Below are 12,007 nucleotides of genomic sequence, written 5' to 3' on the forward strand. Positions count from 1 at the left end.
TCAACGAGCGAAGGGGCGTTCACTGTGCATATCGCTGAAATCACGCTGACGCGCCAGCACGGACATCGCGCATGAGTCGCGGCATTCTGTTGCTGATCGGTCTGCTGGCCGCCGTGCTGATCCCTTCGTTACTGGGCGGCGGGGAAACCTGGACGCGGCTGCAGGCCTTTCCTCTGCACTGGCTGTCGATCCTGCTGGCCATGGTTCTGCTGTGCTGGGGCATCAATACGCTGCGCCTGCGACTGCTGCTCGGCGATGAGCGTGAACGGGTCACGCCGCTGAAAAGCCTTTGCGTGGTCATGGCCGCCGAATTCGCCTGGTGCGCCACGCCCGGCGGCACTGGCGGGCCGTTGACGATCATGGCGCTGCTGGCCCGCAGCGGGGTTCGCCCGGCACGGGGCAGCGCAGTGTTTGCAATGGATCAATTGAGTGACCTGCTGTTCTTCCTGTGTGCGTTGGGCGGGATTCTAATTTATGCGCTGTTCCAGCATCTGAGCGACCGAATGGAATGGCTGCTGACCGTCAGCGCCATTTCGTTGTTCGGCGGGTTGTTCGGTTGTGTGCTGGTGGCGCGTTATCACCGGATGCTGATTCGCTGGAGTGGCCGTCTGCTGGCGCGCATGAACGTGCAACCCGCCACGCGATGGCGCTGGGCGCGCAAGCTGCTGCATTTTCTTGCGGCGTTCACCGATGCTCTGAAGTTGCCGCGACAAACGCTGTTCAAGGTGTTTGCCTTGACCTGCGTGCATTGGTCGCTGCGTTACAGCGTGCTGTATCTGGCTCTGCGGGGGCTGGGGGCGGACGTGCAGTGGGCCTGGACGTTTCTGATTCAGATGCTTTCGCTGGGGGCGGGACAATTCAGCCTGTTGCCGGGTGGGGCCGGAGCGGCGGAACTGACGTCGGCGGCGCTGCTGGCGCCCATGGTGGGGGCGTCGACCGCTGCGGCGGCGATCCTGATCTGGCGGGCGATGACGTTTTACTTCTACCTGCTGGTCGGCGGGCCGATTTTCCTGCTGATGCTCGGGCGACCGCTGCTCAGGAAGCTGATGAAGGTGCGACAGGCTTAGTATCGTCCGGCTTCTCTTCGTTGAGCTGTTCCCACAATGCGGCGGCGTCGGGGAAGTCCGTGCCATCCTCCGGGCTCAGGTCATCCGGGTCATAGCGGCTCAGACAGCCTTCGCCCAGGGTGGCGGGCGCTTTGGAGGTGGCTTTGTCCAGTGGATCGCTCATGGGCGTTTTCTCCGGGTCTGAAACAAAAAAAGGGCCTGGAGCGATTGAACGTCCAGGCCCTTGGTTTTTCAACCGAAAGGTTCGATCAGAACACGACGGTCTTGTTGCCGTGCACCAGTACGCGATCTTCCAGGTGATAGCGCAGGCCACGGGCCAGCACCATCTTCTCGACGTCACGGCCGAAACGCACCATGTCTTCGATGCTGTCGCTGTGGCTGACGCGCACCACGTCCTGCTCGATGATCGGGCCGGCATCCAGCTCTTCGGTCACGTAATGGCAGGTTGCGCCGATCAGTTTCACGCCGCGCAGCGACGCCTGGTGATACGGCTTGGCACCGACGAACGACGGCAGGAAGCTGTGGTGAATGTTGATGACCTTGTGCGCGTATTCGCGGCACATGTCCGGCGGCAGGATCTGCATGTAGCGCGCCAGCACCACCACTTCGGCGTCGTGCTGCTTGACCAGGCGCGAGACTTCGTCGAAGGCCGGTTGCTTGTCCTGCGGATTGACCGGGACGTGGTAATAAGGAATGCCGTGCCACTCCACCATGCTGCGCAGGTCGTCGTGGTTGGAAATCACGCAGGAGATCTCGCAATCGAGCTCATCGCTGTGCCAGCGGTGCAGCAGGTCGGCCAGACAGTGGGACTCACGGCTGGCCATCAGCACCACACGTTTTTTCTGCTCGGTGTCGGTGATGCGCCAGTCCATCGAGAACTCTTCGGCGATCGGTGCAAACTTCTCGCGCAACACCTCGATACCGAAAGGCAGGGAATCGGCACGGATTTCGTGACGCATGAAGAACCAGCCGACCTGATTGTCCGAGTGGTGGCTCGCTTCGGTGATCCAGCCATTGTGGGCCGCCAGAAAGTTACTGACTTTGGCAACGATGCCAACGCGGTCCGGGCAAGAAATCACCAGCCGAAAAGTGCGCATGAGGGGGAAACTCCAGAACTTCGCAAAGGCGGACATTCTAGCGACTACGCCGCAAAACTGCAGTATCGATGAGCCTTGAGCCCCGCCAGGCCTCGCCGCAGCTTTTTTGACGCAGGCAATCGTCAGGATGATGGCGCGGTAATAGCCCTGCACCAACCGGTCTCTGTGAATATCTGTGAAGACTGCATCACATTATTTAACTGAATATTCAATTCAGGGCTTTTCAACGTAACTAATCCAAATAAAAAGCCCGGTTAAATGTTTACTTGATGAAACAGCCTGACTATTATTGCCGCACTGTCCCCTGCCATCGCGCACTCCCAATAAGGTAGTAATCATGTCCTTGATCAACGAATATCGTGCCACCGAAGAAGCCATCAAAGAGCTGCAAGCCCGTTTGAAGAACCTGTCGCAAGACGACAAACTGCAAGCCGAGCTGGAATTCGAAGGCAAACTGCGCACCCTGATGGGCGAATACTCCAAGTCCCTGCGTGACATCATCGCGCTGCTGGATCCAGAGTCCAAAACCAAGGCCCCACGTGGCGGCGCAGTAAAAACTACCGGCACCAAGCGTGCACGCAAAGTTAAACAATACAAAAACCCGCACAACGGCGAAGTCATCGAAACCAAAGGTGGCAACCACAAGACTCTGAAAGAGTGGAAAGCCAAGTGGGGCGGTGACGTGGTTGAAGGCTGGGCTACCCTGCTGGGCTAAGCCGCAACCCTTGTCGCAGACCCGTCCGCGACACAAAAAACGCCAGCATCCGCTGGCGTTTTTTTATGCCCGCCGTTCAGGCAACGGACATGTTCGATTTCAAAGATTCAAACGTTTGCGCAATGCATGGACATAACTCTGCCATTCAACCAGCACCTCGCGCTGTAATGGCGAGGCACTAAGCAACCATTGCTCCGCGGCCTCTGTAAAAGATTGCAAGGTATTAGGAGCCCCCCATTCAGGCTCGGACAAGCGCTGCCGACAAAAGATTTGCCAGCGTTCTTGCTCTTCGAAATTCAACGTATCCGGAAAGTTACGTGCGCGATATCGAAACAACAATTCAGGCAAACGTTCGTCATCGAACGGCCATTGCTCTCGCGCCAATTGCGCAGGATCCACCGTCCTCACTTGCTCACATAAACGACGATCACGATCACCGATAAATCCGTCGTACAACTGTTGTTCGGGATCTTCACTCGGGGTGAAATCTTCGTTGGCATAAATCGCCGGGACTTTATCTTTCCAAACTTGTTGTGCGTCACTTAGTCGCAATGCGCGCGCCTGATACAGCGCCATGTCCAGCCCCAGACGCTGCTGATCTTCAACTCTCAACACCGACAACGGCGCCACCACCGGGCACTTATTGATGTGGATGAGCTTGAGCGGCACCGGCAATTCGCCTTCGGCCAGATCTTTACGGCGGGTATACAGGCGCTGGCGCAAGGTCTGCGCATCCAGATCCAGCAGGCCCTGCGGATCGAGATGCAGATCACAGACGATCAACGCGTTCTTGTTGCGCGGATGCCAGGCCAGCGGCAGCACCACACCGATAAAACTGCGCGCCGCCGAGAAGCGTCCGGAAATGTGCACCATTGGCTGCAACAGGCGAATCTGGTCCATGACCTTCTGTTTGCTGCGCAGCTGGAACAACCAGTCATACAACTTCGGCTGCTTCTCGCGGATCAATCGGGCCAGAGCGATGGTGGCGCGAACGTCCGACAGCGCTTCGTGGGCATTGCCGTGATCGATGCCATTGGCGGCAGTCAGGCGTTCGAGCTTGAGCGTGACCTTGCCTTCGTCATCGGTCGGCCAGACCAGCCCGTCGGGGCGCAATGCGTAAGCGGCGCGCACCAAATCGATCAGATCCCAGCGGCTGTTGCCGCCCTGCCATTCACGGGCGTAGGGATCGAAAAAGTTGCGGTACAGGCTGTAACGAGTCATCTCGTCATCGAAACGCAAAGTGTTGTACCCCGCACCACATGTGCCGGGAGCCGCAAGCTGCGCGTGAACCCGGGTCATGAAGTCGGCTTCGCTCAAACCTTGTTCGGCAAGGCGACTCGGCGTGATGCCGGTGATTGCGCACGCCGCCGGGTGCGGCAGGATGTCTTCGCTGGGCTGGCAGTAAAGATTGACCGGTTCGTCGATTTCGTTGAGATCGTGGTCGGTGCGAATCCCGGCCACCTGCAACGGTCGGTCGCATCGCGGATTGATGCCGGTGGTTTCGTAGTCGTACCAGAAGATGGAAGTCACGGGCGGTTCCTGAACTGAAGATCGGCAAAGTCTAGGCGCTCGACTGCCGTCGCGGCCAGCACCGCATCATTCAGTCACCTTTGGTTGAACGATGTGAATGACATAGTTATGTCGTTTTCCCCCGAGAGGCTGCTAGCATCGGATTCACTCGCATCCCGATCCGGCAACATCAGGTAGCCCATGCTCGAGACCACAGCACCGCCAAGGAAAGCAACGCTGGCCCCGCCGCTGGACACACGGCATCAGGTCGAAACGCCGGAAGGCATCGATCTGCCGCTGCGTCCCGCCGGCCTGATGGTGCGTGCCGTGGCCTTCACCATCGATCTGGTTTTGCGCGGGGTGATCCTCGGGCTGCTGTTCATGCTGCTGGCGCTGCTCGGCAAACTCGGCATCGGCCTGGGTTCGTTGCTGCTGTTCGCGGTGAGCTGGTGGTACATGGTGCTGTTCGAAGTGCTGCGTCAGGGTCGTTCGCCGGGCAAGCAATGGATGGGCCTGCGGGTAGTGCACGACGATGGAACCCCGGTGGGCTGGTCGGCCTCCTTGCTGCGCAATCTGCTGCGTTTCGTTGACCTGATGCCGTTCGGCTATTTCCTTGGCGCCATCAGTTGCCTGCAACACCCGACCTTCAAACGCCTCGGCGACATCGCTGCCGGCACGCTGGTGATCTACAGCGAACGCCCGCTCAAGCGTCCGCAGTTGCCTGATGCCGAACCTCGCCGCTCACCGATTCCGCTGACCCTGACTGAACAACGGGCCCTGCTCGCTTTCGCCGAGCGTCAGGGTGAACTGTCGACGGCGCGGGTCAACGAACTCGCGGCGCTTCTGGCTCAGCCACTGCACATCAGCGCGCCGAAAGCCGTCGGTGAACTCAACGGCATCGCCCGCGGCCTGCTGGGGCCGACATGAAGCAAAGCCTTTTCGAAACCCGCCACAAGGCCGAATGGGAGCGCTTCACCCTCGCCCTCGAACGCCTGGAACGCGGCAAGGACACTTCGCAGGTGGCGGAATTTCCCAAGGCTTATCGTCGACTCTGCCAGCATCTGGCATTGGCGCAGGAACGTGGTTACAGCAGTTTCCTCGTCGATTCATTGCAACAGTTAGTACTGCGCGGCCATCAACAGCTTTACCGTCATCGCAGCCAGCTCGGCGCCAATTTGCTGGGCTTCATCCTGGCCGGATTCCCACGGCTGGTACGCGCCGAATGGCGTTTCGTGCTGGCCGCCGGATTGCTGTTTTTCGGGAGCCTGATCGGTTTCGGATTACTGGTGTACCTGTTCCCCGAGCTGATCTACAACCTGATCCCCGCCGATCAGGTGCGCGAAATGCAGAGCATGTACGACCCCGCCGCCGGCCACCTCGGGCGCTCCGCCGAACGCGCGGCGAGCGAAGACTGGGTGATGTTCGGCTACTACATCATGCACAACATCGGCATCGCCTTTCAGACCTTCGCCAGCGGATTGCTGCTGGGGGTAGGCAGCGCGTTTTTCCTGTTCTACAACGGTTTGATCATCGGCACCGTGGCCGGGCACCTGAGTGAAATCGGCTACGGCCAGACCTTCTGGTCGTTCGTGATCGGGCACGGTGCCTTCGAGCTCACCGCCATTGCCCTGGCCGGGGCGGCAGGGCTGAAACTGGGTTGGGCATTGATCGCGCCGGGACGTCTTACGCGCGGCGAGGCCTTGAGACATGCCGCGCGCCAGAGCGTGCTGCTGATCTGCGGGGTGATGCTGTTTTTGTTGATCGCCGCGTTTATCGAGGCTTATTGGTCATCACGCACCGGGGTTACGCCGCAGACCAAATATCTGGTCGGCGCCGGGCTCTGGCTCTGCGTGGCGACGTATCTGCTGTTCGCCGGAAGGATCCACCATGCGCCTGAGTGACGCCACTGTGGTGATCCGCCCGCGCAATACCTGGGAAGCCATGGACCTGGGCGTGCGCATGAGCCAGCAACATCGGCGCTTGCTGATGACCAGTTGGGCCATCGTCACCCTGCCGTTGTTTGTTGTTCTTAGCCTGTTGCTGTGGGATTCACCGTCGCTCGCGGTGTTCATCTTCTGGTGGCTGAAACCCGCCTATGAACGCTTGCCGCTGTACATCCTGTCCAAAGCCCTGTTCGGCGAAACGCCCACGCTGAAACAGGCATTGCACCAATGGCCAAAACTGCTCAAACCGCAACTGCTGGCGAGCCTGACCTGGCGACGCCTGAGCTTCAGTCGCAGTTTCCTGATGCCGGTTGTACAACTCGAAGGCCTGGGTGGCCTCGCACGCCAGCAACGTTTACGGGTACTCCTGCAACGCAATGCCGGCGCAGCCCAGTGGCTGACGATCATCGGCGTTCATCTGGAAACAGCGCTGTGGATCGGCCTGATGGTGTTGTTCTACCTGCTTCTGCCACAACAGGTCGAAACCGATTGGGACTGGCAAAGCCTGATCTTCGCCGCCGACCACCAATGGCGCTGGCTCGAACACCTGACCAATGCCTTCTATGCCCTGATACTGGTGATCTGGGAACCGATCTACGTCGCCTGCGGTTTCAGCCTCTACCTGAACCGGCGCACGGTATTGGAAGCGTGGGACATCGAACTGGTGTTCCGCCGTTTGCGCCAACGCCTGAACAACAGTGCACTCGGTTTGCTGCTGGTGGTTTGTCTGTTGCTGCCGGGAGTGCCCTCGGCATGGGCCGCCGATCCTGCCACCGCCCCGGATGCGCCCCGGCTTTTGAATCAGCCACTGACCAGCCAGGCATCCCGCGACAGCATCAAGGCCTTGCTGGAACAACCGCCGTTCAAGAACAAGGAAACCGTCACCCGTTATCGCTTTGGCGAAGACCCCGCCACCACCGAAAAACCCAAGGACGGCAAGGCGCCGCAATGGCTGAAAACCTTGCTGGGCTGGCTCAATGGTCAACACCTCAACGGGCTGGCCAAGGCCATTGAAGTGTTGCTGTGGGCTGTGGTGATCGGGGTGGTCGGCTGGTTGATCTGGCGCTACCGCGAGTTTCTGCAAACGTTCGTCAGCCGTCGCCCGCGATTGCCCGAGCGGATAAAACGCCCCGTGCCACAGCAAGCCTTCGGCCTCGACCTGAGCAAGGAAACCCTGCCCGACGACATCGCCGCCAGCGCCGATCAGCTCTGGCAGACCCAGCCCCGTGCGGCGCTCGGCCTGTTGTATCGGGCGCTTCTCAGTCACCTGCTGCACGACTTCAACCTGACCCTGAAACCGGCCGACACCGAAAGCGAAGTACTGGCGCGGATCGAACATTTGCAGCGTCCCGACCTGCTCGCCTACAGCCGTCATCTCACCGGCCACTGGCAGAACATGGCCTATGGGCACCGCGTACCGGCGGAGCATCTGCAACAGGAGTTGTGCGATGGCTGGCGATCCCTGTTCGGCCATGGAGCTGCCCGTTGAACCGGCGCGCACTCTGGCTGATCGGCGCATTGATTGTTGCCCTGTTGGGTGCGCTGGGCGTTTATCTGTACCTCAAGGCCACGCCTTACCAGGCCGTTGTCGATCACGGCCCCTCCCCCGCCGCGCAAGCCAATCCTTATCTGGCGGCGGAGATGTTTCTGCGCGGTCACGGGATTACCGTCGGCCATGCCGAGAGCCTCGCCGTGCTGCCCGAAATCGATCCTCGACGACACACACTGCTGCTGTTCAACGACCGTTCAAAAATGACCCCGCGTCAGGTCGATCAGGTCTTGAACTGGGCCCGGGCCGGCGGACGACTGGTGTTCGTCGCCGAGTCGCTGTGGGATGAGAAGACCGGCCAGAGCAATGACCTGCTGCTCGACCGTGTGCAGCTGCATCAGTCCCTGAGCAAGGATCTGAAAGACCCGCCGCCGGATGCCGACGACGATCCCTGGCCCAACCTGACCAAGCTCTATCTGGAAGATGAAGACGCCCCCGCCTACGCCGGGTTCGACACCGCGTTCCACCTCGATGACCCGAAAAACCTCGCCCAGGCCTGGGCCAACAGCGCCCGCGCCACGCACATGATGCAACTGCCCTACGGCGTCGGCACGATCACCGTGGTCACCGATGCCGACCTGTGGAAAACCCCGGCCATTGCACAGCACGACAATGCCTGGCTGCTCTGGTACCTGAGCGCCGACACCGCCGTGACCCTGTTGTACAACACCGAACACGACGGTCTGCTGACCTTGCTCTGGCGCTATTTCCCGCAGGCCATCGTCGCCCTGCTGGCGCTGATCGGTCTGTGGTTGTGGCATGTCGGCGTGCGTCACGGGCCGGTGCAGGCTCCTGCCCCGAGCGGTCGTCGTCAGCTGATGGAACACCTGCGCGCCAGTGCCGACTTCATCCTGCGCCACAACGGTCAACAGACCTTGCTGCAAGCCTTGCAGCAGGACGTCCTGCGCCGAGCCCGTCACCGTCATCCCGGTTTCGACCAATTGAACGTCGCCGAACAATGGCTGGCGCTGTCGCGCCTGACCCGCCAGCCGACCCGTGCCATCAGCCAGGCCCTGAGCCCGGCACCGAAGCGGCGCCTGTCCAGCGCCGAATTCTGCCGTCAGGTCGCCCACCTGCAAGCCTTGAGGAACTCGCTATGACCGAACACATCGAACCCGGCTCGCCCAGCCACGTGGCCCAGCAACGCCAGCGAGCCAGTCAGTTGGCCCAAGCGGTACGCGGAGAATTACAGAAGGCGCTGATCGGCCAGAACCCGGTGATCGACGACGTGCTGACCGCGCTGATCGCCGGCGGCCATGTGCTGCTCGAAGGCGTTCCCGGCCTCGGCAAAACCCTGCTGGTCCGCGCCCTGGCCAAATGCTTCGGCGGCGAGTTCGCGCGCATCCAGTTCACCCCGGACCTGATGCCCAGCGACGTCACCGGCCACGCGGTCTACGACCTGCAAACCGAGCAATTCAAACTGCGCAAAGGCCCGTTGTTCACCAACCTGCTGCTGGCCGACGAGATCAATCGCGCCCCGGCCAAGACCCAAGCCGCGCTGCTCGAAGCGATGCAGGAACGTCAGGTCACCCTTGAAGGCCGCGCCCTGCCGATTGCCCAGCCGTTCATGGTGCTCGCCACGCAAAACCCGATCGAACAGGAAGGCACTTACCCGCTACCGGAAGCCGAGCTCGATCGCTTCATGCTCAAGGTGCGCATGGATTACCCCGACGCCGATCAGGAGCTGGACATGGTGCGTCAGGTCAGCCGCTCGACCCGCGCCGACATGCTTGATGTGCAACCGCTGCGCACCGTGTTGCAGGCCAAGGACGTGCAAGCCCTGCAACGCATCGCCAGTGATTTGCCGCTGGACGATCAGGTGCTCGATTACGCCGTGCGCCTCGCTCGCAGCACCCGCACCTGGCCGGGGCTGAGCCTCGGCGCCGGACCACGTGCCTCCATTGCACTGGTGCGCTGCGCCCGCGCCAGGGCCCTGTTGCGTGGCGGCGAATTCGTGATTCCCGACGACATCAAGGGCTGCGCGCTGGCGGTATTGCGTCACCGGGTGCGCCTTGCACCGGAGCTGGACATCGAAGGTCTGCAGGTCGATCAGGTGCTCCAGCAACTGCTTGACCAGATCCCGGCGCCGCGCCTGTGAAACCCTCGCGTCTGTTGTTGATCTGGCTGGCGATCCTGCTGGCCATCGGCATTGTGCTGGGCGCGTTACAGGCGCTGGATGTAGAAGTGCCGTCGAGCTTGTTGTCGATCAACTGGGGATTGCTGCTGGCGCTGTTTGCACTGAGTCTGCTGGACGCCCTGCGCCTGAAACGACTGCCCTCGCCCCGCGTACAACGACAGATGCCCGGCAGCCTGGCCCTCGGTCGCTGGAGCGAAATCCGGCTGGAAATCGAACACGATTTCGACCAGTCACTGGCCATACAAATCTTCGACCATGTCCCCGATGGCCTGAGCTTCGAAAACCTGCCACTCGACATCGAACTGCAACCCGGCCAGCGCAGCCTGATCGGCTATCGCCTGCGTCCGCTCAAGCGCGGCCACTTCACCTTCGACACCTGCGAACTCAACCTGCCGAGCCCCTTCGGCCTGTGGTCCGGCAAACGCCTGCTGAACATCACCGACCACACCCGCGTCTACCCCGACTTCGCCCGCCTCTATGGCGGCCAGTTGCTGGCGGTCGACAACTGGCTCAGCCAGCTCGGCGTACGCCAGCGCCAACGCCGTGGCCAGGGGATGGAGTTCCATCAACTGCGGGAATTTCGCGAAGGCGACAGCCTGCGCCAGATCGACTGGAAAGCCACCGCCCGTCATCGCACGCCGATTGCCCGGGAGTACGAGGACGAACGGGATCAGCAGATCATCTTCATGCTCGATTGCGGGCGGCAGATGCGCAGTCAGGATGGTGAGCTGTCGCATTTCGATCATGCGTTGAATGCGTGTCTGTTGTTGAGTTATGTGGCGTTAAGGCAGGGAGATGCGGTGGGGTTGATGACCTTCGCCAGTGATCAGCCGCGGTTTATTGCACCAGTCAAAGGGGCGGGGCAGCTCAAGGTGTTGCTCAACGGTGTTTACGATCTGGAGAGCACGCGACGTTCGGCGGATTATCCGGCGGCGGTGAATCAGTTGCTGGCCAGGCAAAAACGGCGGGCGCTGGTAGTACTGATGACCAATTTGCGGGATGAGGTTGATGAAGAACTGCTGAACGCCGTCCAGCATCTGAGCCGGCAACACCGGGTTCTGGTCGCCAGCCTGCGCGAAACCACGCTGGATGATCTGCGCCATCGATCGGTACAAACGCTGGATGAAGCGTTGACCTATTGCGCGGCCGTGGATTATCTCAACGCCAGCGCGCAACACCATGAGCGCTTGAGCACTCAAGGTGTTGCAGTAGTGCAGGCCCGCTCCGAAGAACTGGGGGCCGGGGTGGTAACGCGGTATCTTGCCTGGAAGAAGACGGGTGTTTTTTAGGTCGCCAAACCCGGCGACGGTGGATTTGGCCCCAGCGACATATGGTTTTCTGCCGATTGATTGATCAGGCGTTCCGCCGCCAGAACCAGGAAGTAATACCCCCCGGCCGTTGTACTGGTGGTGAATGTCCAACTCAGTCCGGCGGCAGTGAATAACCGCGCGGTACCCAATGCCGGGTTCACATTCGTGATACCCAGCTCAGCCAGAGATGACTCGCTCAGGACGCCCAGTTGCACATTACGATTGAGCAATGCGCTTCCAGCGGTAGCGTTCAACGTGATGGTGTGAGCTGCCGGAGTGATTCGGGGAAACTTGCTTTCTGCCCCCCAGCGAGCCTCGCTCGCGACGACGCTATTGAGAGTCATCGTGGCATCGTCCCAGACTCCAGCCTTCACGACCGCGACATCGAAAATATGTGACGCCGTCTTCGCCTGGCTCCCCTCGACTACAGCCATTACCTGCGCGTTCCCTTGCACGTTGGCCTTGTAGACAAACGCTGCCCACCCCTCGCTGTCTGTCGTCACCCGCACTTGCACCGGCCCTGGCAGGGTTTCAAATACAACGTTTGCGTTGGCCAGGGCTACACCCGTGCCGACAGCGGCTACCCGGACCGCCAGTCGCATCGATTGACCAACCTCCGGATCGTACGAAGCGTCCTCTACTTCGACAATCTCGCCAGCCATGATTGTGTTAGACATGAT

At 60.7% G+C, this 12,007-nt stretch carries 12 protein-coding genes; 8 read left to right on the forward strand and 4 right to left on the reverse strand.

Annotated features, from left to right (window positions below):
* The first annotated feature begins 71 nt into the window (after nt 1–71).
* Entirely contained in the window at nt 72–1,067 is a 996-nt protein-coding gene (locus M5B98_RS09615; protein ID WP_248742564.1) for a lysylphosphatidylglycerol synthase transmembrane domain-containing protein, read from the forward strand.
* On the opposite strand, the gene M5B98_RS09620 is transcribed toward M5B98_RS09615, so the two are convergent.
* Together M5B98_RS09620 and purU are read right to left on the reverse strand one after the other, a co-directional pair.
* On the reverse strand, nt 1,036–1,230 hold the full coding sequence (locus M5B98_RS09620) for a hypothetical protein (RefSeq protein ID WP_248742565.1): 195 nt from the start codon (nt 1,228–1,230) through the stop codon (nt 1,036–1,038). The two genes, M5B98_RS09615 and M5B98_RS09620, sit on opposite strands and share 32 nt — an antisense overlap.
* An 85-nt stretch (nt 1,231–1,315) precedes the next feature.
* Entirely contained in the window at nt 1,316–2,164 is an 849-nt protein-coding gene (purU, locus tag M5B98_RS09625; RefSeq protein WP_007912774.1) for a formyltetrahydrofolate deformylase, read from the reverse strand.
* 337 nt (nt 2,165–2,501) lie between these two features.
* Between purU and mvaT the strand changes: the two genes are divergently transcribed.
* Complete coding sequence (mvaT, locus tag M5B98_RS09630; RefSeq protein WP_046054737.1) at nt 2,502–2,879, forward strand: histone-like nucleoid-structuring protein MvaT; 378 nt, start codon at nt 2,502–2,504, stop codon at nt 2,877–2,879.
* 99 nt (nt 2,880–2,978) lie between these two features.
* Here the strand turns inward: mvaT and sbcB are convergent, their stop codons facing one another.
* Nucleotides 2,979–4,409 (reverse strand): exodeoxyribonuclease I, encoded by a 1,431-nt coding sequence (gene sbcB / locus M5B98_RS09635; RefSeq protein WP_248742566.1) that lies wholly within the window; start codon nt 4,407–4,409, stop codon nt 2,979–2,981.
* Nucleotides 4,410–4,589: 180 nt separating this feature from the next.
* Between sbcB and M5B98_RS09640 the strand changes: the two genes are divergently transcribed.
* Genes M5B98_RS09640 through M5B98_RS09665 form a run of 6 tightly spaced genes read left to right on the forward strand, consistent with a single transcriptional unit; the run spans nt 4,590 to nt 11,306 of the window.
* Nucleotides 4,590–5,315 (forward strand): RDD family protein, encoded by a 726-nt coding sequence (locus tag M5B98_RS09640; RefSeq protein ID WP_248742567.1) that lies wholly within the window; start codon nt 4,590–4,592, stop codon nt 5,313–5,315.
* Nucleotides 5,312–6,289, forward strand: coding sequence for a stage II sporulation protein M (locus tag M5B98_RS09645; RefSeq protein ID WP_248742568.1), 978 nt, complete (start codon nt 5,312–5,314; stop codon nt 6,287–6,289). Before M5B98_RS09640 ends, M5B98_RS09645 begins: the two co-directional genes overlap by 4 nt.
* Nucleotides 6,276–7,820, forward strand: coding sequence for a DUF4129 domain-containing protein (locus tag M5B98_RS09650; protein WP_248742569.1), 1,545 nt, complete (start codon nt 6,276–6,278; stop codon nt 7,818–7,820). The genes M5B98_RS09645 and M5B98_RS09650 overlap by 14 nt, the downstream gene beginning before the upstream one ends.
* On the forward strand, nt 7,817–8,980 hold the full coding sequence (locus M5B98_RS09655; protein ID WP_248742570.1) for a DUF4350 domain-containing protein: 1,164 nt from the start codon (nt 7,817–7,819) through the stop codon (nt 8,978–8,980). Before M5B98_RS09650 ends, M5B98_RS09655 begins: the two co-directional genes overlap by 4 nt.
* Complete coding sequence (locus tag M5B98_RS09660) at nt 8,977–9,978, forward strand: AAA family ATPase (RefSeq protein WP_085610826.1); 1,002 nt, start codon at nt 8,977–8,979, stop codon at nt 9,976–9,978. Before M5B98_RS09655 ends, M5B98_RS09660 begins: the two co-directional genes overlap by 4 nt.
* Complete coding sequence (locus M5B98_RS09665; protein WP_248742571.1) at nt 9,975–11,306, forward strand: DUF58 domain-containing protein; 1,332 nt, start codon at nt 9,975–9,977, stop codon at nt 11,304–11,306. Before M5B98_RS09660 ends, M5B98_RS09665 begins: the two co-directional genes overlap by 4 nt.
* On the opposite strand, the gene M5B98_RS09670 is transcribed toward M5B98_RS09665, so the two are convergent.
* A complete protein-coding gene (locus tag M5B98_RS09670; RefSeq protein WP_248742572.1) occupies nt 11,303–12,004 on the reverse strand; it encodes a hypothetical protein in 702 nt (233 codons plus the stop codon). The two genes, M5B98_RS09665 and M5B98_RS09670, sit on opposite strands and share 4 nt — an antisense overlap.
* Nucleotides 12,005–12,007 lie beyond the last annotated feature (3 nt).

Source organism: Pseudomonas sp. MWU12-3088, from assembly GCF_023242405.1.
Lineage (GTDB): Bacteria > Pseudomonadota > Gammaproteobacteria > Pseudomonadales > Pseudomonadaceae > Aquipseudomonas > Aquipseudomonas kribbensis.